This window comes from Nocardia abscessus (assembly GCF_015477775.1).
Taxonomy (GTDB): Bacteria; Actinomycetota; Actinomycetes; order Mycobacteriales; family Mycobacteriaceae; genus Nocardia; species Nocardia abscessus_A.
Genome location: NZ_JADLQO010000022.1, coordinates 57,759 through 81,875, shown reverse-complemented (window position 1 = coordinate 81,875; position 24,117 = coordinate 57,759). Strand labels below are relative to the sequence as shown.

The 24,117-nt window shown below is 64.7% G+C and carries 26 protein-coding genes and 1 pseudogene; 13 read left to right on the top strand and 14 right to left on the bottom strand.

The genetic code is table 11. The annotated features are described in order from the left end of the window. Positions 1-81: 81 nt before the first annotated feature. On the bottom strand, positions 82-804 hold the full coding sequence (locus IU450_RS35985; RefSeq protein ID WP_195154172.1) for a hypothetical protein: 723 nt from the start codon (positions 802-804) through the stop codon (positions 82-84). A 1,549-nt stretch (positions 805-2,353) separates the two neighbouring features. Here IU450_RS35985 and IU450_RS35980 point away from each other — a divergent pair. Next, positions 2,354-2,644, top strand: coding sequence for a hypothetical protein (locus IU450_RS35980; RefSeq protein WP_195154171.1), 291 nt, complete (start codon positions 2,354-2,356; stop codon positions 2,642-2,644). 230 nt (positions 2,645-2,874) lie between these two features. Here IU450_RS35980 and IU450_RS35975 read toward each other — a convergent pair whose 3' ends face one another. Further along, positions 2,875-3,411 (bottom strand): YybH family protein, encoded by a 537-nt coding sequence (locus IU450_RS35975; protein WP_195154170.1) that lies wholly within the window; start codon positions 3,409-3,411, stop codon positions 2,875-2,877. A gap of 323 nt (positions 3,412-3,734) precedes the next feature. On the opposite strand from IU450_RS35975, the gene sigJ reads away from it, so the two are divergent. Next, positions 3,735-4,694 carry an RNA polymerase sigma factor SigJ gene (gene sigJ, locus IU450_RS35970; RefSeq protein WP_195154169.1) on the top strand — a complete coding sequence of 320 codons (960 nt, stop codon included), beginning with the start codon at positions 3,735-3,737 and terminating at the stop codon, positions 4,692-4,694. A gap of 297 nt (positions 4,695-4,991) precedes the next feature. Next, entirely contained in the window at positions 4,992-5,459 is a 468-nt protein-coding gene (locus IU450_RS40760; RefSeq protein WP_195154168.1) for an RDD family protein, read from the top strand. A 92-nt stretch (positions 5,460-5,551) separates the two neighbouring features. Here IU450_RS40760 and IU450_RS41125 read toward each other — a convergent pair whose 3' ends face one another. Continuing rightward, complete coding sequence (locus tag IU450_RS41125) at positions 5,552-5,695, bottom strand: excalibur calcium-binding domain-containing protein (RefSeq protein WP_324197952.1); 144 nt, start codon at positions 5,693-5,695, stop codon at positions 5,552-5,554. A gap of 46 nt (positions 5,696-5,741) precedes the next feature. Further along, entirely contained in the window at positions 5,742-5,906 is a 165-nt protein-coding gene (locus IU450_RS40350; RefSeq protein ID WP_228835600.1) for a hypothetical protein, read from the bottom strand. A 1,352-nt stretch (positions 5,907-7,258) separates the two neighbouring features. On the opposite strand from IU450_RS40350, the gene IU450_RS35955 reads away from it, so the two are divergent. The 5 genes from IU450_RS35955 (at position 7,259) to IU450_RS35940 (ending at position 9,898) form a co-directional block, all read left to right on the top strand. Further along, the gene (locus IU450_RS35955) at positions 7,259-8,146 is read left to right on the top strand and encodes an alpha/beta fold hydrolase (RefSeq protein ID WP_195154166.1); all 888 of its coding nucleotides are present in this window, start codon (positions 7,259-7,261) and stop codon (positions 8,144-8,146) included. A gap of 84 nt (positions 8,147-8,230) precedes the next feature. Further along, positions 8,231-8,509: a hypothetical protein gene (locus tag IU450_RS35950; protein WP_195154165.1), complete on the top strand. Its 279-nt coding sequence runs from the start codon at positions 8,231-8,233 to the stop codon at positions 8,507-8,509. Then, positions 8,506-8,631, top strand: coding sequence for a hypothetical protein (locus IU450_RS40750; protein WP_267470673.1), 126 nt, complete (start codon positions 8,506-8,508; stop codon positions 8,629-8,631). The genes IU450_RS35950 and IU450_RS40750 overlap by 4 nt, the downstream gene beginning before the upstream one ends. Before the next feature lie 114 nt (positions 8,632-8,745). Next, positions 8,746-9,231, top strand: a complete 486-nt coding sequence (locus IU450_RS35945; protein ID WP_228835599.1) for a hypothetical protein — start codon at positions 8,746-8,748, stop codon at positions 9,229-9,231. 298 nt (positions 9,232-9,529) lie between these two features. After that, positions 9,530-9,898, top strand: a complete 369-nt coding sequence (locus IU450_RS35940; protein WP_195154164.1) for a hypothetical protein — start codon at positions 9,530-9,532, stop codon at positions 9,896-9,898. Between the two features lie 604 nt (positions 9,899-10,502). On the opposite strand, the gene IU450_RS35935 is transcribed toward IU450_RS35940, so the two are convergent. Continuing rightward, the gene (locus IU450_RS35935) at positions 10,503-11,609 is read right to left on the bottom strand and encodes a class II histone deacetylase (RefSeq protein ID WP_195154163.1); all 1,107 of its coding nucleotides are present in this window, start codon (positions 11,607-11,609) and stop codon (positions 10,503-10,505) included. Positions 11,610-11,855: 246 nt separating this feature from the next. On the opposite strand from IU450_RS35935, the gene IU450_RS35930 reads away from it, so the two are divergent. After that, the gene (locus tag IU450_RS35930) at positions 11,856-12,053 is read left to right on the top strand and encodes a hypothetical protein (protein ID WP_195154162.1); all 198 of its coding nucleotides are present in this window, start codon (positions 11,856-11,858) and stop codon (positions 12,051-12,053) included. A gap of 34 nt (positions 12,054-12,087) precedes the next feature. On the opposite strand, the gene IU450_RS35925 is transcribed toward IU450_RS35930, so the two are convergent. The 3 genes from IU450_RS35925 to IU450_RS35915 form a co-directional block, all read right to left on the bottom strand. Further along, entirely contained in the window at positions 12,088-13,458 is a 1,371-nt protein-coding gene (locus IU450_RS35925) for a DUF4328 domain-containing protein (protein WP_195154161.1), read from the bottom strand. Positions 13,459-13,708: 250 nt separating this feature from the next. Beyond that, entirely contained in the window at positions 13,709-14,392 is a 684-nt protein-coding gene (locus IU450_RS35920; protein ID WP_195154160.1) for a hypothetical protein, read from the bottom strand. Beyond that, positions 14,392-15,318, bottom strand: a complete 927-nt coding sequence (locus tag IU450_RS35915) for a hypothetical protein (protein WP_195154159.1) — start codon at positions 15,316-15,318, stop codon at positions 14,392-14,394. Before IU450_RS35915 ends, IU450_RS35920 begins: the two co-directional genes overlap by 1 nt. A gap of 42 nt (positions 15,319-15,360) precedes the next feature. Here IU450_RS35915 and IU450_RS35910 point away from each other — a divergent pair, with 42 nt between their 5' ends. Both IU450_RS35910 and IU450_RS35905 read left to right on the top strand, forming a co-directional pair. Further along, positions 15,361-15,861, top strand: coding sequence for a hypothetical protein (locus IU450_RS35910; RefSeq protein WP_195154158.1), 501 nt, complete (start codon positions 15,361-15,363; stop codon positions 15,859-15,861). Further along, positions 15,822-16,026: pseudogene (locus IU450_RS35905) on the top strand (cold-shock protein). Before IU450_RS35910 ends, IU450_RS35905 begins: the two are co-directional and overlap by 40 nt. Positions 16,027-16,102: 76 nt before the next feature. On the opposite strand, the gene IU450_RS35900 reads toward IU450_RS35905, so the two are convergent. Together IU450_RS35900 and IU450_RS35895 are read right to left on the bottom strand one after the other, a co-directional pair. Continuing rightward, positions 16,103-16,690: a hypothetical protein gene (locus IU450_RS35900; RefSeq protein ID WP_195154157.1), complete on the bottom strand. Its 588-nt coding sequence runs from the start codon at positions 16,688-16,690 to the stop codon at positions 16,103-16,105. 294 nt (positions 16,691-16,984) lie between these two features. After that, complete coding sequence (locus tag IU450_RS35895; RefSeq protein ID WP_195154156.1) at positions 16,985-17,437, bottom strand: MarR family winged helix-turn-helix transcriptional regulator; 453 nt, start codon at positions 17,435-17,437, stop codon at positions 16,985-16,987. 60 nt (positions 17,438-17,497) lie between these two features. Between IU450_RS35895 and IU450_RS35890 the strand changes: the two genes are divergently transcribed. After that, positions 17,498-17,866 carry a VOC family protein gene (locus IU450_RS35890; protein ID WP_020549970.1) on the top strand — a complete coding sequence of 123 codons (369 nt, stop codon included), beginning with the start codon at positions 17,498-17,500 and terminating at the stop codon, positions 17,864-17,866. Between the two features lie 351 nt (positions 17,867-18,217). Here IU450_RS35890 and IU450_RS35885 read toward each other — a convergent pair whose 3' ends face one another. The 4 genes from IU450_RS35885 to IU450_RS35870 form a co-directional block, all read right to left on the bottom strand. Further along, entirely contained in the window at positions 18,218-18,481 is a 264-nt protein-coding gene (locus tag IU450_RS35885; protein ID WP_195154155.1) for a hypothetical protein, read from the bottom strand. Positions 18,482-18,702: 221 nt separating this feature from the next. Further along, a complete protein-coding gene (locus tag IU450_RS35880) occupies positions 18,703-19,974 on the bottom strand; it encodes a PucR family transcriptional regulator (protein ID WP_195154154.1) in 1,272 nt (423 codons plus the stop codon). A 246-nt stretch (positions 19,975-20,220) separates the two neighbouring features. Next, entirely contained in the window at positions 20,221-20,670 is a 450-nt protein-coding gene (locus IU450_RS40745; RefSeq protein WP_267470672.1) for a MarR family winged helix-turn-helix transcriptional regulator, read from the bottom strand. 271 nt (positions 20,671-20,941) lie between these two features. Beyond that, positions 20,942-21,115, bottom strand: a complete 174-nt coding sequence (locus IU450_RS35870; RefSeq protein ID WP_195154152.1) for a hypothetical protein — start codon at positions 21,113-21,115, stop codon at positions 20,942-20,944. A 702-nt stretch (positions 21,116-21,817) separates the two neighbouring features. On the opposite strand from IU450_RS35870, the gene IU450_RS35865 reads away from it, so the two are divergent. Next, entirely contained in the window at positions 21,818-24,073 is a 2,256-nt protein-coding gene (locus IU450_RS35865) for a SulP family inorganic anion transporter (RefSeq protein WP_195154151.1), read from the top strand. Positions 24,074-24,117 lie beyond the last annotated feature (44 nt).

The window sequence follows — 24,117 nt, the reverse complement described above, 5'->3', positions numbered from 1 at the left end:
GTGGGTCACGGACGGGTCTTTCCAGTCGAACGGACGGAGGATTGGCGTTTTCCATCCTGCCGCTGGAAGACCCGTCCCCCTTCAACTCACCCCTGCCCAGCCGTCACCAACGTCACGACCCGCAACAGCTAGTGCGAACATGGCGGCGAGGTCGTTGTCGGTGCGTGGTCGAGGATCGACCTCGGGGTAATGCTGTGCCTTCAACCGCACCATCGCCTCGGCGAAGGATCGAAGCACGGTCTCGGCGAGGGCGCCACGCTCGGCGGCGTCGAGCAGTTGTTCACACAGCTCCGGCATACCGGTATCGCTGTTGTCGAACTCCAGCCGTTCGGCGATCTCACCGACGGCGCCCGCCCGTGTCGTCAAAGCCGAGATGCCGCAGTCGAGCCCGTCGTCGGCCAGATCGTCGGGGTACGGCGCCCGGTGCCAGGCCCCCTCGTCGAACCAGTAGATACAGCCGACCATGTAATCATCGATCAGGTCCTGCAGGAAGCGCAGCGGTAACCATTCCGGGGCTCCGGCCAGCAGGTCGATTGCGGGCTCGTACCCCTTGACTCGGCTCGATTCGTCTTCTCCTACGAGCACTGCCCGGCCGTCGCCGAACCACTTCAGTACCCACCAGGTACAACCGCAGTCGTCCCAGTGCAGGCCGTCGTCATCGATCCAGTATCCCGAACGATGCTGCTGTGGCTCGAGTTCTTCGTCGCGATCATAGGTAGCGACCGCTACGGCCGCCCACCGCGCCCACAGCAGTCGCGCATCCGGCAGATCCTCAGGGCGCCCGGGCCGGTGTAGCTTCGCCAATGTCGTTCTCCTGATTCGTGTTCGGTGTCAGCTTCGCAGCCGCTCCAGCATCGTGTATACGCGCAGTGTCGCCGACCGCCGCACCGATCTACGCACCATCATGCGATATGACCTCGTGGCAGAAACTGCTCCACAACCACCCGTGGGTGTAGCGGTCGTGTCCGGAGGTAGCCTGGTCAAGCGCCTTGCTCGTCCTGCCGTTGGAGCGTTCCTGAAGTCGATGTCTTGACGTCTGCCGTGACTCAGCAACCCACGTCATCGAGATCAGGGAGCAAGGCCTCGCGGAAAGATCGCGACTGCAGCATCGACAGCGCACCACGAACGACTAGACCGGCAGCGACGAGTGGTGTGAACAGCAGCCAGGGGAGCCTTGGTGATAGTCACGGTAGAACCGCACGAACTGTTGATGCCGGTGCTCGGTCATGCCGCACGCTTCGATCGACGGCCGTGGCTCTGGCGGGGTCGGCGTATCAGCGCTCCGACGCGTGAACCACGTCGGCTCATCCGCTCCACCGACGGCGATCAGGTCACGGTGTGCAGGTACGCGCCTTGACCGCGACGTCGAGGCGAATCCCGGCCCGAAGCGGCCGCACCACACGTGACTCACCCATGCCGCACCACCGACTGCGCGGGCGGTGCGAGGTGCAGGTCGGGGTAGAGCCGCCGCAAGTAGCCGATCTCGGCTAGCGGCCAGGGTAGAGGTCACAGAAATCTGTGGGTTGGAGGAGGCTGCCCTCGCGGGCGATGCGAGCCTGCTCCTGGGTTACGCACTCCTGATACTGCAACCGCCGATCCAGATCGTCTTGCTGGTCCGCATCGACGATTGCGGCGACGACCGAACACAGCACCGCGACCCCCGCGCACACGATAGCGACTAGGCGCCGCGTCGGCACAGCGCCCAGGGCTGCTGGCGCCTCACGACCCTGCGGTGGCGATCCATCCGTCGACGGTCGGTGGCCAGGTGTACCAATCGCCGACGCCAGATCGTCCAGGAGCCCTGGTGTCCACTCCACAGTTGAACCGTCCGTTGGGTCGGAGTACGAATATCCGTCGATGTCTTGATCCGCTCGATCGAGATGTTCGAAGCCATCCGTCACGATGAACTCCTCTTCGCTGATTCCGATGTGCCGGAAGCAATATCGCGGACTCGACCTGCAAAACCCTGAACAAAGCCTTGTGAACCGCCAGAGCAAGTGGTCGCGCTCTGCACAGGCCGAAAGACAGGAGTCCAGGCATGCAGAGACCGCTTCGATTCGGGGTTGTGGCCCCGCTCAGAACCGACCGGCCGACGTGGCGAGACTGACGTCCCGGCGGAACTCTCACCCCGGCGCGGTAGTGATCGCGCGCCCCGTCGTGCGGCAGGCCGCGGCACTTAAGGTTTCGAGGTCAGAGTGCCCGCCGAATGTCAGTGGATGACTCCCACTTCGATGTCAGTGGCGAGGTGACGAGAACCGGCCGCCCTCACGACCGGGTACCACTACCGGCCGGACACCTACCGCCCCGGCCGGTCTGGGTGCGCTTGGACGCACTCCTGCTCCGCGATCCCGAGATGCCCCGGCACGCGAACGGCGCCGGGGTCGAGATGCGCGGCGAAACCGTCGGCATGCTCACCCACTGGATCCCGACCGTCGACGGCGACTGGCTCGGCATGTCGCCAACGCCGATCGCGATGGTGTCGGACAACGGCCCTTGCTTCCGCGGCGAGGTGTTCAGGACGGCGTTCGCCGGACCGGACCCGCTGCCGCGACTTTTGCGCGCCCGGGCCCGGTCACCACAAACCAATGGTGTGATCGCGCGGTTCTTTGGCACTTCGGAATACGAGCGCCTGTCCGCGGCGTGATCTCCGACGGCGATGCCCTGGACATCGAGGTCCACCGCTTCCGGATCACCTACAGCACGATCAGGCCGCACCATGCGATCGAGGACCGAGCGCCCAGCTCAGCCTTTACCGCTGTGAAAAGCGGAAGCCGCTCGATAAGCGGTGTGAGCGGACTCTTGTTCGTAGCGGTAGTGTGTGCCGTCACGTGGCCGGGCCGCATGCGATATCGGAGACAGATTGCGCTTGGCGGGTCACACCAATGTCGCAGAAGCCTTACGCCGCAGGGCGCGGAAGCCGAAACGATCGATCAAACTGGACATGACCAGCTGAAACACGACTTTGCCACCCTGAGCAGGCGAGTCCTTCTCTGACGCGAACCAGACTTGGAAGTTCGCCGGATTGATCGGAAGTGAGATATGTTCGTGCGTAATCAACCACTCGGCGTTCGATCGTCGAAGGCAAACCGTCTCTCGCACCCATATCGACAGCTCGATGCCGCCCTTGTGCTTTCCTGAATCCAGATGAAGCATATTGGCGAACGCGACGTCGTCACTTGTGACAATGGTCAGGTCGTGTGTTTCCAGGCCGATAGGGCCGTTGTAGCCGTCGAACCACCGCACGAAGTTGCGGCGTACTTCGTCGGTTCCCGTGAAACGGAGAGGGGCAACGGCATCGTAATAGACGATGTCGGGAGAATAGAACGACATGAGTCGATCGATGTCCTTCGACCGCTGCGCGTCGGTGCGGCTCTCCAAGAACTCCCTGATCTCTTGCTCATTCGAAGTCATCGTGTCTCCATTCGAGAATCCCGGCCGCCACGGCTTCCCGGCGGCAGTCCCTGTAGTTTCAGTGGCCCGACGACACAGCCAGGACGAATGTGAGGTGCCACGACAGCAACCCCGAGACTCGGCGTCGGATCCGGCGGCGCAGCAGGTCCGGAGCGCCCCCTCGGCAGCGGCCGGCGCGGGGCTCCGAGCCGCTCCGGCATGGAACCTCGAGCGATACGGCGGCATAGCCCTCGGAATTCGAGGCGACCAGCCATCCTCACATTTCGAGCGGCTGTGTCGTCGGTCTGACAGGTGCGGATGCGACACAGGAAGGCAGCGACATCATGACCATCGAAAGAGAGCCGGTGGACGGTCGTCTCGATCCGAGTCTGCACACGATCATGAGCGAGCGCCGCCAGCTGAGCAATGCCGCGTATCGGCTCCTCGGTTCGGCCGTCGAGGCCGAGGACGTCGTGCAGGAGACCCATGCCCGCTGGTACACCATGTCCCAGACGCAACGGGAAGCCATCGAATCCCCCGGCGCCTGGCTGACCAAGGTCGCCAGCCGCATTTGCCTCGACTTACTCGGTTCAGCGCGCGTCAGACGGGAACGCTATGTGGGCGAGTGGATCCCCGAACCGCTGCCCGACCGCGGAGAGTGGCTCGACGGCCATTCGCATGGCACCGCCGCCGACCCTGCCGACCGGATCACGCTGGACGAGTCGGTGAGCATGGCCTTCCTCGTCGTGCTCGAATCGATGACCCCGGCCGAGCGCGTCGCGTTCGTCCTGCACGACATTTTCCGTTACCCCTTCGCAGATGTGGCCGAGATCGTCGGCAGAAGCCCGGCGGCGTGCCGCCAGCTGGCTACCTCGGCCCGCCGCCGCATCGACGGGTCACGGGCTCCCGCGACGCTGACCGCCCAACAGGCAGGCATCGTCCGGGACTTCAAACAGTCATGGGAGGCCAGGGACATCCACGCGCTCATCGGCCTTCTCGCCCCTGACGCCACGGGGATCGCCGACGGTGGTGGCGTAGTCCGTGCCGCACTCCATCCGATGGAAGGCAGCGAACGGATCGCTCACTACCTCGTCGACTTCATCGTCAGAATGCCCCAACTGACGATCCTGGAACGCACTGTCAACGGCCAGCCTGGTCTGGTACTCCAGATGGAACAACACACCGCCACGGTGGTGGCATTCAGCATTGCGGACGACCGGATCAAACGTCTCTGGGCCGTCCGCAACCCTGACAAACTCCGCCCGTGGACGATCGGCAGTCGTGGCCGCCGCGTGTCGCCGTAATCGGTGGGTACAAGGCGACGCTGTGCCCAGGACGGCGTGACCGAAATTGCGGGACGGACTGGCTCGGGTCGATCGATGAAGGCGGGGCGCCGTCCTGTTCGAACGGCCGGCTCGACCTCGCCGCCACAACAACACCACTGAAATCCACCCCACCGATCAATTCCACTGCCACATCAGCACCCTCCGCGACAGCCAACGTCCGACCGGAGACGGGAACGAGGATTGATTGCCGTCACCACGGCCGGTCCGACATTGCACCACTGGGGACAGTCGTCGAGCTGGGCCACAATACGTCGCGTGAACGCAACACGCCCCGGTCCCGACCGAAACCGACCCCGCGACCAGGCGCTTGCGCCGCGGGCCGCTGTTCCGGACGAGGCGGGGGAGAACCGCCTCGCCCTGGCCGCGACGACCGACGCCTTGGTGGCGCTGATCGTCGGATTCGCATTGTCGCAACGCGTCTTTCATGCCTTCGACGGTGTCGCGGAATTCCTGGGCGCGTTCGTTCCGTGCGTGCTCGCGGTGTCGTTCGCCAACCACGTACTCGGCACACTGCTGGTGCGTGGCAGTTTCGCGAAACTGCTGTTCGGCATGCGGGTAGTGCGATGGAAGGACGGGCGGCGTCCGCGTTCATGGCAGACGGTCGCACGATGGTTGTTCGGGTTCGTGGTGATCGGGCTGCAGTACCTGCTCGAAGGCGCGAGCGTAGGCCAAGCCTGCGGGTTGCGCACGGTGCGCCGACGCGACCAGTGCCACCCGGCGTAGAAATCAGCGGCAAACCATTGAGCGCCGCTGCGCCGCCGCGCCGAATGCGATCGGAGGCACCCAGAGCTACGGAAAAGCGGAGTTGGATTGCGTTAGTCGCAGGCGATGCCGTCTTTGTCGCGATCCAGCTCCGGTCTGTAGCCGGGTTCCCCGCGCCGCAGCGGCGCGGCTCCAGCGGCTTTGGCTGCCGCGCAGTTGGGGTAAGAGATGCTGGGGGCGGCTGGGCGTGGCGGCACCGGCACGGCCGCCACGGGAGGCGTCGGTACCGCAACTGCAGGCGGGTCAGGTGTGACCGCAATTGGCGGCGGGGTAGAAGCGATGGTCGAGTGCAGCGTGGCCGGAGGCGGTGGTGCGACAGTAGTTGTCGGCGGCGTGCGGGTGGTGGATGTGACTGATGTGGTGAGCGATGGCGTGGTGATCGGTGTCGTAGCGGTTTCGGTACCGCATGCGGCTGTTACGAGCGCGGCTGCCGCGCAACAGAGCAGAACGGCAGCATGTCGCCGTGTCGAGGCCATTGTTGCCCTTTCCGGGGGAGTGGGTATGCGTTGGGTGCGGATGCGTTTCGCCGTGCCGCCGTGCCGCCGAAAGGGCTTGTGACTCGGGGACTGCCTGCCTTATCGCCACCGGCACGGTCCGCGTTTCGGGTTTCCGGTGTCCGAAGTCGTGCTGTAGCGGCATCGAGCGAAGACAGCGACGTCGGCCCGATGGAACGCCACTGCTGCGAAGTAGATTTGGTCTGCTGGTTCGGCGATGGCGATCCACACCGAGTCCTCGGCCAAAGGGCACGGGCATAGAAAGCGCTCAGGGAACCACAAGACGGTCCATGACGCTGGCGCCAACCATGGCGGGACGATGCCGACGGACAGGGTCAGCTCGGGTGCGGCGCTCGCATCGTGACTGTCTTCGTGAGACCGGGCCGCGCAGCTTCTCGCTGGTGCGTTGTGCCCGTTGGTGCCCGGCGCGTTGCCGCCAGGTGGTGGCCTCCGAAAGCTGTGCGCGGTAGCGCAGTCGGACCTGACGGCGCGAACCCATGCGGTGTCCCGATCAGGTGATGCGACCGAGCTCGATCCGCGGTGATACCGGCACTACGACGCAAGCCAGCTGCCGCGCCGCGGGGTATGGCACACCGACTTCCAACGAGCTGCTGTTGCGCCGATGGCGCGGGTCGTCTTGTGCGGCCTCGATCCACCCCGTTCTGCCCGTTCGGCGCGATAACGAGAAACGCGTCAGCATCTGCTCGAGGGATGGCAACGCCAACCGTTGTCGTATGTCACCTGGAACTGGTCAGCCGCACCGAAAGCGGCTGCGGTGGCAGCGCAGGCCGCCGCTCGCATGGCCGTCGGCACAGTATCGACCAAGCTCATGCCGGCCCACATCAACCGCACCGTCCAGGCGGAAGCGTCGATACCGAACTGGCCGAGTGCATCTATCGCATCAGCTGCTCCTGCGATCGCCGCGGCTACTTCCTCCCCGTCCAGCTCTGGCTGCGCAGACATAGTGTCGGCCGGGTCGACCGCCCAAACGACAGCGCCACCGCGACCTGGATCGGCGCGAGCGAGAATTACCCGGACATGTGCGAAGCCACCCCGACCACCACCCTGACGCATCAGCCGATACTCCCCAACAGACCCTTCACTCGCCGGCATGGGAAATAGACTCTGTCCGATCAGGGTCGGTGGTCAGGGTCAGGCACCTCGACGCGCTCGCCGCGGAGGTGGATCGTGCGTGGAGCCTCGACGGAGGGCGCACAGCGGAGGGGTCGAGTGTTTGCGAGGTGGAATCCTGTCAAAGCGCAGAATATGTCGAACGGTCTCACAGCAGTTTATCATCGGCGAGCAGCCATTCGTGGCATCGATACCTTCTATCGGGAAGCGGGCCCTGCCGATGCACCTGTCCTGCTGCTACCGCATGGCTATCCTGGGTCGTCCTATGTGTACCGTGGTCTTCTGGCGACATTGGGTCTTCGGTGGCGGCTGATAGCTCCGGATCTCCCCGGGTTCGGCTACAGCGCGACCCCCGCTCCGGAAGAGTTCGACTACACCTTCGACGCCTACGCCGAGTTCCTGCAAGCGTTCGTGGACGAGTTGGCGCTGCCGCAATATGTTATCTGGCTGCATGATTACGGCTCTCAGTTCGGCTTCCGGCTCGCTATGGCCGCGCCTGACCGAGTCAGGGGATTGATCATCCAGAACGGTGATATCTACGCGGATGCTTTCGGTCCCAAATATGGCTTCTTGACTGAGCTGTGGAATAACCCTGGTCCCACATCGCGCCATCGCTTGGCTCAGCACGTGAGTCTGGAAGGATTTCGCAGCGAGTTCCTTGGCGAATTGCCCGACGCGATGGCAGCACGGATCAGCCCCGACCTCTGGACTTTGCACTGGACATTGATGTGCACACCGCAACGCATGGCGAATCTGATCCGACTGCTGGAAGATCAGCCCTCCACTCTGGACTGGTTTCCGAAGGAACAGGAGTACTTGCGCGAGCAGGCGCCACCCGCTCTGATCGTGTGGGGTGTCCACGACGGGTACATGCCTGAGCAGTCAGCCCGCGCATACACGCGCGATCTCCCACATGTTCCTTTGCATCTGTTCGACGGTGGGCATTGGCTGCTGGAAACTCATCTCGCCGAGGTCGTTCCGTTGGCAGACGAGTTCCTGGCACAGGTCTATAGCGGCGCTTGACAGCGTCTCGGAGGCGCCCCCGCAGGCCCCGGCCCCGGCCTCTATACGATCCGCCCGCTCACCCACCTCGATCAGGTCCTGACCGTGGACCCGGTCTCGAAAGCGGCGGCCTGCGAGGGAGACCACAACGATCCGGAACAGGCGAACCGGGTCCGTCCGGTGCGCCGCCTGTACAACTTGCTCAACCAGCGCACCGTCGAACACCTCGGCTATTACCGCGACGGTCGCACGAGCTGGGCGGGGCGCCTCGCGGAATGGGAAGTGTTCGCAGTCGACGGATTCGGCGACGGCGTCCACATGATCCGCTCGACGGCCCGCCCGCCGAAGTCCTTACCTGTCCCGGCGGCGACAGTTCGGCCGTGACCGGCCTGCGCGCCGCCGCCACCCCGGCCGAAGCGGCGTTCGAAGCACAGTTGTGGAAGTTCGAGCGCGTGGCAGGCCACCGCGCCTATTCGAGAGAGCTGGAGACGACCGTCGGATCGTGACCGGTGACCCACCTGGTCGATGAGATCATCAACAGCATCTATTCCGGATGTTACGTGAATTGACTAACGCAACTACTGTGGTAACACCGGCAGCTGGTGACCGACAAACCGGGCATGACTCTCAATCGGAAGCAGCTGCAACAGTTTTCGGCCCGCGCCGGTGTCATCGCAGCGGTGACCGCCGCCGGGATGGTCGGGCTCGCCACGCCATCTACCGCCATTCCGCATGACCCGGACTTTCCGTTCTCGCCGACCTTGACGCGCCTGGTTCCGACCAGCTGCTCGGCGATCATCGACGCGGTCACCGTACGGCAGGAGCAGCCTGGCACGTTCGGCGTGCGGGTGAAAGTCACCCAGACCGGGGAAAGCTGCTCGGACTGGAAGGTCGCTGTTCGCTTCAAGAACCTGGATACCGGGTACGCGGACGGGCAGCAGCATCGCGTCGTGAACGGTGTCGTCCAGAACACGGTGGACGGCGTGATCGTCGGTTTCGGCACGGCGCCGGGTGTCGGCCGGGTGGAGGCTCGCATCGTCGCGCTGGACACGAACGACCGCGAGATGGAGCAGATCTCGGGTACGGCGACGTTCACACTGAGCTGAGCGCGGATGCCGTGTCCAGTGTTCGCTGGACACGGCACACTTGGCGGTCAATCACCGTGCAGGATCAGCACGGTGCGCTCACACCATGGTCGCCGACCTCGCCACCGCGCGACCACCGCTCGGCTGGAACCGGTTCGCTCCATTCACGACCGGAGGTCCCGAACTGCGGCTCTGATCGCGCGACGCGGTCCGTCACGCCAGTGGGGTAGTGGCGCAAGGTCGCAACAGGTCCACATCGAGCCCCGCCGCCTCGAGAATTGCCCGATTCCTTGACGTAGCGCGAGAACCGAGGAGATCGATGAGTAGCACACCGGTTCCGCCGCGGACGCTGACCGACCTCGAAACCAGCGTCGTCACCAGGCTGCTGTCGTCAGACGCCCCCGGCGCCTCCGAGTACCTGGCGCAGGTGCCGTATTCGCAGGTCGTCGCAGCCTGGGGTGTCGGTTCACCCAGCGTCGATCTGGCAGTGCGGCCCGGTGCGGTGCAAGCATCGGGTTCGCCGGACGGGATCTTCGCCAGCGGAGCGGTCACCGACCGCAAGGGAGCGCCGATCGGCGAGGTCATGCTATGGGTCGAGAGCGGTTGGCTCAGCGGAATCGAGTACGCCTGGTACACGGACGAACGCCCACACGCGCTGCCCGAGCCTGGTCAGATCGAGCTTCTGTAGCGCAAGCCCGCTAAAATACGGCCACGCGGTATATCTGCTGTCCCTGTCTGATTCCGGCCTGGTCGGCGGCGTCGAACGCCGATGGACTCCTGACTTCAATTCCGCCACGGTCGGATCGAGCAGTGGCCCCGGCTGTCGCAGCGGGTTCGACCACCCCCCCGACAGTCACAGCCTCACGTCGAGCTTTCCCGCGAGCGGCGCGACGAATGTAAGTGGCGTCACTGTCGCATGGAGACCCGATCACGAGTGCGAATCTGCCCGCCATGCCCAGGACTATAAGGGGCGATTCGCTTCTCGGGCGGTGATCTGGATCAGCGGCGGGCGGTGCTCGGGCGGCGTAGCGTCGACGGTCTCGACCAGAGACCACGAGGACGGCCACCACGGTCGAATCTATGGGCCGACACCATCACGCAGGCAACCACCGCCGACGATGAGCGCATACGTAGCGGCCGGTAGCCGGTGGGGCCGAGCTCGGCGAGTTCGGCGTCGAAGGACTCACCGCAGTCGGTCGGACGGGTACAGCCGACGCCGGGCCGACCGCGGATTTCTGCCCTCCGGAGCGGCACGGTGCGCGGCCGACGGCGGCTGGAGCTGCGCCAGCGGATCAGAGCTTGGCGACCAGGCCCGCCGCGGCTTCGATCGCAGCGGCCTCATGCTCGAGGAGAACGTCGCCACCCTGCGTCGAGACGATCGGCGTGTACGGGTCGTCCACGAAATCTTCACCGAGCAACTCGCGCAACACCGCCAGTCCGCAGAACGGAACATAGTGCGGGCTGTAGCCACCTTCTTGCACGAAGGCGATACGGCCCGCACAGGTTCCGTCCGCGATCTCCAGCATCCGGCGGGTCAGGTGCCGGAAGCCGGCGCTGGTGACCATCTGCCGAGCCAGCGGATCGAGGATGCTCGCGTCGAATCCCGACGCCACGAGGATCAGTTCGGGCGCGAAGGCGCGCAGCGCCGGCTCCACCACTCGGTCGATCGCATGCGAATACGCGGCGTCACCGCTGCCCGGCGGAAGCGGCACATTGATCGCGTAACCGTATCCGTCGCTCGCGCCACGCTCCTCCCGGTAGCCGGACTCCGGCGGGAAACAGAGGTGCTGGTGGATCGAGATGGTCAGCACCGAGGGATCCTCGTACCAGATGTCCTGGGTGCCGTTGCCGTGGTGGACGTCCCAGTCGACTACGGCGATGCGCCGCACACCGAGAACGTCTATCGCGTAGGCGGCGGCGACGGAGACGTTGTTGAAGATGCAGAAGCCCATGCCGGTAGCACGGGTCGCGTGGTGCCCCGGCGGATTGACCAGCGCGTAACCATTGGCGACCGTCCCGTCGAGCACTTGCTGGACGAGCGCGATCGCACCGCCCGCCGAAAGCGCCGCGATCTCGTATCCGCCCCTGCCGAAGGACGAGACGCCGTCGCCGGCGTCTCCGCCCTTCGGTTGCAGGCTCTCGGCCTTGATCCGCTCCAGATGTTGCGCCGTGTGCACTCGCAGTATGTCGGCCTCGGTAGCGGGCACCGCTTCGATCGGATGTAACTTCTCCAACAGGCCGGACACCGCGACCAATTCGTGGAATCGTCGTTTGGTATCAGGGTGCGCGAGGTGGTGGCCGATCGGCTGGAGACCGACCGTGACGTCGGACGGGAACAGGCTTCCGCTGCCCGTGTCGGCCCACCCGTAGAGGGTGTTCCACACGTATCCAGTTGTCATGGTGACTCCTAGCAGTCGGCGGACCACCACACCGTCCGCTCGTTCCGATCTTGGTCTCGGGGGTGACCGGGCCCATTACAGGCACAGCAGCGACCACGCCGCAACCGGAGAGATCGCCACCGGTGGCGGCAGCGATGCCGCGACCACCGAAGACCATGTGCGCGAGGGCAAATTGACCATCGGCATCGAATTCGACCAGCGCGGCCTGGGCTTCGCGAGGCGGACGGCTCGTACCAAGGCTATGACGTGCCGATCGCCAAGTCCGTGGCCGGCGAGCTCGGCGTACCGCCCGACGGCATCATCTTCAAAGAGACGCCGACGTTCAGCTGGTCGAACTGGACAACCATCCGCAGTGCATCCAAGCGCTACGCAGCGGCGCCGCGACGTGGCGACCACCGACGACATCATCTGCAGGGTTCGCCGGGCAGGTGTCAGGCGAACTGAAATGCACAAGCGCCTTCTTCGGGTAGGGGCACGCCTAGGAAGTCGGCGCCTGCCAGGCGGGGTATCGCTGGTCCGCTGCCGCCTGTTGCCCGCCGTCGATCTGCCGGATGACCGGGACGAGTAGAGCCGCGGTCAGCGCGAAGAACGCCGTCGTCGCCCACCACAGGATCGGCTGTTGGAGCAAGAGCGCGAGCCAGGTCCATATCCAGGTCGTGAGCCAGCTCAGCCACCAGAGCGCCACCAGCGGGCTGTAACCCTTCGAGGCGGCGTCGCCCGCCACGGGCGTGCGGCTGGCTCGGTGCACGTCGCCGACGACAAGCGCGGGGAGGAGCATATTTCCGAGGGGAAGAAACCAGCTGCCGAACGTCCAGCCACGCCCGAGCGTGTGCGCACTCGGATCCAGGTGTTCAGCATTGATTCTGGCCCGCCACAACCAGCACAGGAATAGCACGCCTGCGAGCGTCAGTGAGAACCCCCAAGCGAGGATTCCCAGGAGCGTGAGCGGTGCCCACGCATCCATTGCGGCCTCGTATTCGGCCGTGCCGGTCGGAGCGTCACGCACCGTCTGATAGTGGGGCGAGGCGATGGCGATCAACGCGGGCCCGGCGACGACGGTACAGCTCAGCACCGCCGTGACGATGCCCAGACCGCCGCCCGGCGCGAGCTGCGGCACGGGGCGAACGCCCGGGACCGGTGGCGCCGCAGCCGGTGCCACGGCGGCTGGTTCCGGCTCCGGATCGGCGGCGAGGTGCTCCGCCCGCGCGGCTTGCCAACGCCCGATCCGGGTCAGCAGCACGGTGAGCAGGCCGGCGGCAGTGGTGAGCAGAATCAGGCCCGTGCAGTGGACCAGCAACCCGGCATCCGCAGACCCCGCAGACCCCGCAGAATCCGCGAGTCCTCGTCTGACGCCGATCGAGAGCAGGTAGGCCAGGAAATACAAGGTAGCTGCGAGGACGAAGGAAAACCACCAGGCGACGACGTACCCTGTCATCGAGGAGGGAGGCAGGCGCATGGCGTTCCGGGGTGTGGCCGGGTCGCTCGCCCGCTGTATGTCGTCGACCAGAATGGGCGGAATCACCCAGTTCACCACCGGGAGGAAACCTACGATGGCCCACACTCGGGGAAGCCGATGCTGCGCCGAGCACAGCAATTCGGCATTCCGCCGGGCACGGTAGACCCAAGCGATGAACAGCAGACCCGTGAGCATCTGCAGGCCCATGGCGATCCACGTGATGGCGCCGACGGTCGCCACCCACCCCTGCAGCGAATCCTCGGTGTCGCCGTACCCGCCCGCTTCCCATTCCTGAAGCCGCGTACTCAGCTGCCAGGTCAGCACCAACTCGACCGCGCGCAGACCCGTCACCGTCGTGGCCGCGGCGACGATGACGAGCCCCAGCCCGCGCACCGAGCGAAACGACGATGGGGTACCCGATGCGGAAAAGCCCGCTGCCCGTCCGTGTTCGGTGTGGCTCCCGACCATGTTCCCCCGTAACGTCAGCGAAAGTAACCTGACAGTATGGCATGGTCTCGACGGGTGAAACTATGACACGGAGCGAGTCGCGTTTACCGGGCGGGGCTGCGACGGGATCAACCGAAACATGCTGTGCGACAAACTTTCCGCTTCACAGCCGGATCGGATGGCTGGACAGCGGCGGTCACGCGATGCGGTAGGACAAGAGTTTGTCGAGCTCAGGGACAAGGTCTTCGATGTCGAAGTCCCGTTCATAGGTGACCACGACCTTGTCGGACGGCAGGTCGGGGGAGACCCAGTAAGTGACCCCGCTGTAGGTCTTGCCGATGCGAAGCAGCCGGGTTGCGTCGATCTCTCTGTCCCAGCCGGGAATCCCGTCCGGCAAACCCGCCTCGGCGGCATAGGTACGCATGGTGCGGGGGGACAGTAGCCCGTAGGACTCCCAGTCCTCGGCGGTGTAACCGGCATGCACTTCCCGCAGGAAGACGCGGATCGGGGTGGGTATGCCCGCCCAGAGCGGTGGCGTGAAATCACGGGCGGAATCGGGGTCCCAACCGATCCACACCACCCACGGTTCGTCGACGCCCGCCGCGGCGTAGACGAGCACGCACTCGCCGCGCAGCAGGCAGACGCGCACGTCGGCGAGCTGTTCATCGAGCGCCACGGTGAAATTCGGAACCAGTTCGACCAGATCGCTGTTCCATAGCGAACGCGCGAGCCGCCCGCGTTCGGCCGGGTCGCCGGATTCCGCGATCGGGCGCCACCGGGCCGGGACCGGAGCGTTGTCCACCGTCGTGGCGTCGACGAAGACGACCGGGCTGTCCTCGTCGAGGGCGGTGACGATGTCCTCGGGGTCGATCCGGGGCATTATCCGCCTCCCTGAAATTCGAGAAGATCCTGGATCACGCGCATCAGTTCCGCTCTGACCCGGTTCTCCAGGGCCACCTGCTCGGTCTGCCAGTTCGGGTCGACCCCGAGTATGTCACCCACGCTGCGTGATCCTTTGGCCCGGTTCGCGGAGAAGGACAGCCATTGCAGATCGAGCGCGGCATTGGCAACCATAATCATGTATTCGGGCGTCAGGGCGAGGAATCCCGGCATGTGGAACAGTTCGGCCAGGGGCACGACGTGGTCCAGCGATACCGCTGAGCCTCCCTTGGCGTCCTTGCCTATCCGGCCACCCGGATAGGCCGGGTCGCGGTCACCGACAGCCGGCCGGGACTGCCCCTGGAGGGGACCGGTGACTTTGCTCTTGCTGGGCGGACTGATCTCGCGCATGACTTCGTACAGTTCGCGAGCGGGTGATTGCCTCGGCACGGAGTATCCCTGCTTGCCGCCGCTGGGATAGGGCAGTGTGTAGCCGGGCGGCACCTTGTTCTTCGCGGCGTTGGCGCTGTCGATCTGACGCGGGGAAGCCTGGGCCGGTAGGCCGGTATCCGCAAGTCGTTGCACCGTGCCGACGCATCTGCGTAGGTTGTCCTTCGCGGTGGCGTATTCCTGATTCAGCGTGCGGGCCTCGGCGTTGTACGCTTCGTACGCCGCTCGCTGGCGCGGATCGAACACATTCGGGCGCGCATTGTGTTGCGCGATCGCCTGTTCGACACGTTCAACGGCTACTTCTTGCGCTTCACACAACCGTTTCGGTGGCTTGGGAGCGGGCTGCGTGGTCGTCGGCAGCGGCGGAGGAGGCGGTTGAGCGCTCCCCACCGGAGCGCCGATCAACACGGCGCACACCAGGAGCGCCACCATCATCACTATGCCGAGGCGGCTGGATTCAGCAGGCCGATGCGCCATGGTCCCCTCCCTAAATCCCAACGGTAGCATTGTGTTCCGACGGTGAGCTACGGTGAAACTATTGCCATCGACCCGGGGGAGCAGGCAGTCGTGACCGACTCACCATCAGCTCGATTCCAGCTCTCCCGCACCGGGTTGGTCGCGCTCATCTCGGTTTTCGCGCTGGCCGCGATCGGTGGTGCTGCCGCGTTCGTGATCCAGCAGGCGCGAACGGAACTCACCGACGACGCGCAGATACGCTCGGTGCTCGGAGATTTCGCGGGCGCCGTGGAGTCGGGCAGCACACAGCAGGTGGTCGAACTGCTCTGCGCCGAGGAGGCCGCGATCTTCTCCGACCGGGTCTCCGGTGGCGAAGAAGCCGAGCAAGGCGGTTCGACCGGTGACGATCAGCGGCGCTCGGTCGACATCTCCGGCATCGTCATCCGGGGTGACATCGCCTCGGCTCAGGTCGCGCGCCCACCGAGCGAGCCTCGGCCACTGTATCTGCGCAAAGAAGACGACCGATGGAAGGTGTGCGCGCCTGCTGCGGATCAGTTCGGATAGGCGAAAAGGGCTTCGAGTTCATCGCGCAAGACGGTGGCGGTGCCGATGTTTTCGTTCACTACTGCGAGGTTTCCGGATCCGGGTTCAAGTCCCTCGATGAGGGGGCAGCGCGTCGAGTTCGAGATCGGGCAGGGCCCGCAGGCTGAGAGCGTCCGCGCCATCTGAAAGTTGGCAAATCGGAAACCCGCGCTACGGCGCGGGTTTCTCGCTATGGAGGTCAGCTCGCACGCCACAGTCCGGGTCAGCGCGCCTGGCAGGTGACGTTAGCGATCGGTGCCGTGGTCACGTCGAAGGACACTACGACGGACGGATTGTCGGTAATGGACGGTATCCACTCGTGGACCTTTCCGCTGGGGTCGGGCTCGTTCCGGAAAGGCGGCGAGTTGGGTGTCCGGGACCAGCGGTTGCCGGACGAATCGGTGAATTTGGTGCGGCCGTTGGACTCGGCAAGTCCGTAGGGACGCGGGTCGAGGGGGCGATCCAGGCTGAGGACTCCGGTGATGCTGTGACAGCCTGGGAGGTTCGGTGTTGTCAGCTCCGGCTCGCTGCTGATCGGAAGGCCCATCACGGCGGTGACATCGGTGACCGGTAGGGCATCGTAGTTTGCGATCTGGATGACAAACTTCGTGGTGCCGAGGCGGATTGGTTCCACAAAGATCACGACATTCTCTGCGCGACGGGATTCTTCTGCCTTGCGCTGGCGTTGCTCGACGTCGTTGGCTCTTTGACTGGCTTCGCGGGCGATAGAGTTCGCTTCTGAGCTGTTGTTGTTGGCGCGTTCAGCCAACTGTGTGGAGCGACAGCCGATAAGGCCGCCCACGATACCCACTGCTATTCCAACGAGACCCACGCCTGCCGTACCCGCGCGCCCCCACTTCTCCCACTTGGTCGGGCGGTAAGCCGGTTGGCGCTGGGGCGGCGAGCCCGGCGGCTCTGACTCATCGGGCATCGGATCAGGCATTGGACCCCCTCTTACTCGGCAGCGACCGCTATGCCGATGATCATCCCAGGGTTGCACGCTCGAAGGTCCAATTGCGTCACAGAGAACGCTGATCGGTGAAGGTGCTGGCTATCGCTGGTTGCCGGCGATGCAATTCCTTCGAGACGTGCGCCGGGGAACGAGCTATGGACCGTCGTTGCCATCGCGCAGGGAATGGATCATGCTCCGCAGGATCCGGAACGCGTCTGACTGTTCGGTCTCGGTCATGCCGGCCAGCATTCTCACCTCGACGGACCGGACCGCTACGGTCGCCTTCTCGAGGCTCCGTCGGCCGCGAGGCGTGAGCCGCGTGGGAAGAACCTTCCCGACGGCTGCCTCCGCGGGCCTGGTCACGTAGCCGTCTCGTTCGAGGGCCTGGAGCAGCACATTCATCGTCTGCCGGGTCACGAACGCGCCCCGCGCGAGCTCGGAGTTCGACAAGCCCGGTCGTTGAGCCAGCAACTCGAGGCAGGAGTAGTGGGTCACGCTCATCCCGAGCGGCCGCAGCACCTCCTCCATGGCTACACGGAGAGCGCTCGACGCCTCTTTCAGCAGGTAGCCCAGCGACTTCTCCAGGTCGACACCGTCTTGGCTCATGTCAGAATTCTGACATAGATTGACTTGTGTCAGAAGACTGACATGAAAAGAAGGAGCATCATGCCCGCCACCGGCCCCGACTTCATCTCGCTCCAAGCGCGCGACCTCGACGCTTCGCAGGCGTTCTACGAGCAGTACCTCGGCCTCGTCCGCTCGCAGGCCGGACCTCCGCACGCTGTCGTCTTCGAGACGAAGCCGATCGCGTTCGCACTCCGCGACGTCGTTCCCGGCACCGATCTCGCATCCGTTGCTCAGCCCGGCATCGGTGCCGCGATCTGGCTCCACGCCACAGACGTCCAGGCCATTCACGATGCTCTCGTCGCGGACGGTCACACCATCGTCTCCGCACCGATCGACGGCCCCTTCGGTCGGACATTCACCTTCGCCGACCCCGACGGCTACCAGGTCACTCTCCACGACCGCGCCTGACAGGCCAACGCCACCGGACGATTCCGGCCCCCACAGACCGCGGTTACGCCCGAGAGTCGGGAATCCGGGCGACGTTTGTTGACCCCGGGGTGATCACCTGTCCGGCACTTCGCACCTGGGGTGGACGGAGTGTGACCTCGAGTCGGGCGGTCGTGGTTCAGCGCGTCGAGAGCCGGATAGAGTTTGAGGTCAAGTACTACGCGTCGTCCGGAGGCCAAGGGAACTGAACAGTTTTCAGCGTAGGCTCGCTGAGAGTCCTGGCCCTCTCCGGCTGCGTCGCTTCGACCCACATGGCGATGGTCGCGGACTGACCGCCCGGACGCGCACGCAGCAGTGGGCGCGGCGTCTCGATCACATCCATCGCCATTGTCGACACCGTGGTTGCGGAGGGATGATTTTGGTCCAGAAATCGTGGCGTACGGCGTCCCACAGCTTGTCGAGTTCCGGAAGGAGTTCTCGTGCTTGTGCGAGATCCGGAAAGTTGTCGGGACCGAAGGATACGATCGTCGTGGCGCCGGATGCATCGTGGACGGCGACAATAGAGATCAGGTGGTCCTGAAACAGCCGCCATGTCGCGCGCAATCCGTCTGCTTCAGTTCGTCGAATATCGTCCATGTTTTGCTTTCACCTTGTCGACTTCATTGCACACAGTGTTATCGATACCGACGGCGCACGAATAGTCCATTGTATTCAGCTCAATGGGTATCCGGTCGTGTGAAATCTGCGATTGGAAGCACCTGAGGGCGCTGTTCAGTGCGGCCGCAACAATCTGCGGCGGCGGCAACGGCGGACGCTGATCGACCGGAGTAATTCCGCGCCCGCCCACCCGCACCTGCTCACCTGCGGTAGGTGCGGGCGACCAATGCCGAACGCAGGTGCCACAGCCCGCTCGCCTGGGTGGGATCGAACCCCGTGAGCTGACCGATCCGCTTGAGCCGGTAGTCCACGGTGTTCGTGTGGACGTGCAGTAGCCGCGCAGTACGCTGGCGGTTCAGGTTGTTTGCGATATGGATTTGCAGGGTCTCCAGGAGCTCCGGATGCGCGTCCAGTGGATCGAGCAGCGACCCGACACAGTCGCGGGCGGGGCCGGGGCGGGTGAGCTGGTATTCGAGGGCCAGATCGTCGAAGTGATACAGGCCTGGCGCCGACCGCAACCGGGCGACCATGTCGAGCAGTTGATGTGCTTGATCGGCAGCGGTGGGCACGATGTCGGTGGGGGCCGTCACCACTGCGGCGGTGATGGGCACGCGGGCCGCCTGCGACAGGTGGCTGATGAGTTCCTCCAGAGCAACCTCGGTGATGTGAGCGGCGGGGATGAGCAGGGTGCCGCCGTCGATCGACAACAGTGACAGCACGGTGTCGTCGCAGCGGGTGGCCAGCTCCGCCTGTACGCGCCGGAGTTTGCGGCGAGCGACGACTTGGCCGTCCAGTATCGGGTTGGATTCGTCCGGGTGCGACGGAATGGCAAGGGCTATCACGCGATAGCGGTCGGAGATTTCGATGCCGCATTCGCGGGCCATGGTGGAGGTGGGATGACCCCCCAGCAGCGCCGAGGTGAGCGTGTGCACCGCCGTGTGGTGCTCCGACACGACTGCGCGCAGTTCTCGCACATAGGCAACCGAGACCGCCATGGTTATGGTGTCGAGCATTTCGACGACCAGTTTGGCGCCGTCCAGAATACTTTCGTAATCGGCCATACTGAGGGCAAGCATCGGCTCGGTGTCGACCGAGCCGGAGGCGCGCTGCTGGACCAAGGCGGTGGACACCACCAGGTCGAAGCCGATCTTGAAGCCTTCATGGATGGCGTGATGAACGGTATCGATGGGCACGCCCTCACGAGCCCATTGGGCCGCGGCGTTCTCCAGCCGCTCGGTCTTCTCCGAAATGTTGCTGCCGTCCAGCATGCTGACGGCCAGTTCCAGGCATACGCGGGTGATGACGGTGATGTCGCCGTGGATCGCGTCACCGGGCAAGGTGCCGCACGGGGCGACGGTTTCGACGAAATGCCCGACCATCTGCCGTGACAATGACCGTACGTCTTTCAACGGCGACGAGATGGGCCGGCCGGATACCGTGAGTCGTTGCCGGCGTGGAGTGGTGACGGACATAGTCGACTTCCTTCCACCCCCGTTAGCTGAAATATTGCTTCAGCATAGTCAGAACAAGATACGTAAGACCGGATTACTCCGAGTAACGTGAATTTCGGGAGGACCGGCCGGCTAGCGATAGTGATAGTTCACAATGAAGGTCGACACTCGACCTGATTTGCCGAGAGGCTGGTGAGCGGTGCAGCGCACCTATCGGCCGCGCGCTCGCCTGCCGCATGCGTGTACGGCGTGTACGGCGTGTGTAGATCACCCGTAGGCGATTCTTTCCAGCAGATCCAGCGCTTCGTACACCTTGTTCAGTTCGTCGGACGGCAACGTCTCCGAGAGAAACTGCGCCAGAGCGTTGTTCAGTGACTCCCGTTGCCCACACACCCAGGCCGAGCCGTCGTCGGTGAGCATCAGGTTCACGCGGCGTCCGTCGATCGGGTCGCGTACGCCGACGATCAGCCCTTGATCTCGTAAACCGTCGATGACATTGCGCATCGTCTGCGGGCGCAACATCTCCAGGCGAGCCAGATCGACAGCGGCCATGGCTCCGCATCGATGCAATCGGCCCAGGACGGCCCACTGCGTCGCGGACAATCGACGCTCATTCCGATCCCTCCGGGTGCGGCGCAAAATTACGGTCAACGCAATGCGCAGGCGCGCCGCCGTGGCGGCCAGTGCTGTGGCGTCCGCAGTGTCAGCGGCCAACATAACTCCTACTCACCTGTTCGGGAGCGATCCATGGGGGCGTTCGGCCTCGACAGCGCCTGCCAGAGCTTGGTCGTCGCGAGGGTCGCTGGGCCGCCACTGGCAGCCTCATCGCGCGCGGTCTCTCCGGTGTGTCCTGCCTGCAGTCGCACCGGCCGGACGGCCGGATCTTGCTGCACAGGCCGCGCGGCGGTGACGGCTTCGAACTGGAAACGCGCCGTGGCGCTCACCCTGAACCAGGTCGCCACCGCCGCGTGTAACTCGGGCTAGCCGGCTACAGGCAGAAGCTCAGCTCGACAGGGCCGACCGGGATGGGGACGCACACCTCCACCGAGCCCGCGACCGGGGTGGCCGCGGAGGCATCCGCCGAGGCCGTGCCGACGCCGAGGGCGGTGGCGGACAGCGCGAACGCGACGACGGCGAGCGGGCGGATAATTCTCGAGTTCATACATTCATCCTCAGTCGTATTCATGGGGAATTTCCCGGGTTCGGGACGGAACGATCAAATCACGAACTCAGGGGCAGTGGCATGTCATTTTTCATACTTTGGAGTTCTGGCTCAACTCTATCCGTAGCCGTCGTAGATCCTCACAGCATTCAGTGGCATTCACACTGACTGTGACCCGAATTTACACGATAGTTCTGCCCATCGCTTGTGGCATTCGTCGCCGGCATCGAATATTTCTACGCCGACCACGAGGGCCGCCACGTCACCTGAAGTACCTGCACTGTTGGGTGAATTTCGGGACGGCGGCGCGCCCACTCGGACCATTCGCCGCCTGTCAGAAGTCTGTGGCAGGTGCAGCGCGGGTCGCGTGGCAGGTATGCAGTTGTCGTTCGTAGGACATTCCCGCGGTTTACCCGAACCCACCGTCACATGAAGATTGTTCCTGATACCAACTTTTTTCCGGTGGCTCGTTGTGACGCCGAGGAAGACGCTGTCGTTCGAAATAGTTACGGTCACAAAAATCCGTTCGGACCGTTTTTTGCTGCGCTATTGCCGGTACTTTGATCTTGGAAAACTCCTGATGCCTGAGAGGCTGCCGGACACTGACGCCTCGGAATCGTCGTCCCGCAGCTGCTTTCGATGCCTGGAGAAAATGTTCGACCGACCGCACGCACCGGCCCGTAGGCTTGGTGAAGGAGAAATATGTCCACCGACACCGATGCCACCTCTATATCGGCCGTCCCACCGGGGAGCCCCTGGTCCGAACGGCTTTCGTCGATCTCCCACCATGATCTGCCCGCCTCGATCGTGGTGTTCCTTGTCGCCCTGCCGTTGTCGCTGGGCATTGCCATCGCCTCCGACGCCCCTATTGCCGCCGGTCTGATCGCGGCCGCCGTGGGTGGCATCGTGGTCGGCTTCCTCGGTGGAAGCCCGATGCAGGTCAGCGGGCCGGCGGCCGGCCTCACCGTGGTCGTCGCCGAGACGATTCACCAGTTCGGTTGGAAGACAACCTGTTTTATCACCGCTGCGGCCGGCCTGTTGCAGATCGTATTCGGCTTCAGCCGGATCGCGCGTGCCGCGCTGGCGATAGCGCCGGTCGTCGTGCATGCCATGCTCGCCGGTATCGGTGTCACCATCACGCTGCAGCAGATGCACGTGCTGCTGGGCGGTGCGTCGCGCAGCTCTGCCTTCGAGAACATCACCGAACTCCCCGGTCAGCTGCTGAACCCGCACGGTGACGACTTCGTAATCGGCCTGATCGTAATCGGCTTCATCGTCGCCTGGCGCCGGGTACCCGAGAAGGTTCGCCTGATCCCCGGCCCGCTGATCGCGGTGCTGGTGGGTACGGTGCTATCGCTGGCGCTGCCCGGCGATCCGGACCGCATCAAGATCGGCAGCTCGCTGTTCGACGCCATCGGCCTGCCCGTCCTGCCCAGCGGCAACTGGGGCGGGGTGGTGCCGGCGGTGCTTACCATCGCCTTGATCGCCAGTGTGGAGAGCCTGCTGTCAGCGGTGGCCGTGGACAAGCTGCACACCGGCAGGCGCACCGACTTCGACCGCGAGCTGGTGGCTCAGGGCGCGGCCAACATGACCTCCGGCATGCTCGGTGGCCTCCCGGTTACGGGCGTGATCGTGCGCAGCTCCACCAACGTGGCCGCCGGTGCGCGGACCCGGGCCTCGACGATTTTGCACGGCGGGTGGATTCTCGTGTTCTCCATTGCGCTCGGGGGCGTCGTACAGCAGGTCCCGAAGTCGGCGCTGGCCGGGTTACTCATCGTGGTGGGCGTCCAGCTGGTGAAGCTGGCCCACGTCCAGCTCGCCCATCGCACCGGCGACCTGGCGGTATACGCGGTGACCATGGTCAGCGTAGTGTTCCTGAACTTGCTCGAGGGCGTGCTGATCGGCCTGGCTACGGCGTTCGCGATGCTGCTGTGGCGAGTGGTGAAGGTATCGGTACGGGCCACACCGGTGGCGGGCACCGACCACTGGATCGTCCGCGTCGACGGCACGTGCACATTCCTGGCGCTGCCGAAGCTGACCAAGGAGCTGGCCACAGTTTCGGCCGGTACCGGCGTACGTGTCGAGCTGGCCGTCGACTTCCTCGACCACGCCGGCTACGAGGCCATCCACGATTGGGCCCACCAGCACGAAAGTACCGGTGGGAATGTGGAATTCGTCGAGATCGGTCCCGCGCGAATGGAACACGCCATGACCGGCCCGCCTCGGCGCGGCCGGGTGCACGGCATGCTCGATGAGGTGCTCGGCCCGTGGCGCGAGCGCAACGGCGACGCCGTCGCGGCCGGCGTGGTCGCCTACCATCGCAGCCACGCCCACGTGATGCGGCCGCACCTGGACCACCTGCACGACCGGCAAGATCCGCACTCGCTGTTCCTCACCTGTGCCGACTCGCGCATCCTGCCCAATGTGATCACCAACAGCGGTCCTGGTGACCTGTTCACCGTCCGCAACGTCGGCAATCTGCACCCCGCAGACGGATCGGATGCCTCGGTCGAGGCGGCTCTGTCCTTCGCGGTGGACAACTTGGAGGTGCACAACGTGGTGGTGTGCGGCCATTCTTCCTGCGGTGCTATGAAGGCCCTGCTGGCCGGCACCTCCATCGGACCGGGACTGGACACCTGGCTCGCCCACGCCCGCCCAAGCCTGGATGCTTACCGTGCCGGGCACCCGGTGCGGGCCGTTGCGGCGGCCGCAGGTTATGACGAAACTGCCCAGCTCAGCATGGTCAACGTCGCCGTTCAGCTCGAAACCCTGCGACGCCACCCGGTGATCCGTCAGGCCGCCGTTACTCGCGGCTTGACCGTATCGGGCCTGTTCTTCGACATCTCCACCGCCTGCGTACTCGAGGTCACCACCGACGGCATCAGCAAATTCACGGATCAGGCCGCCGAAACGGTCATCGCGACCGGTCGGGTGCGAGTTCGCCGGTCCACCAGATGAACTCACGCGTAATGGCACCACCCGCCGGACCACACGTCGACCGT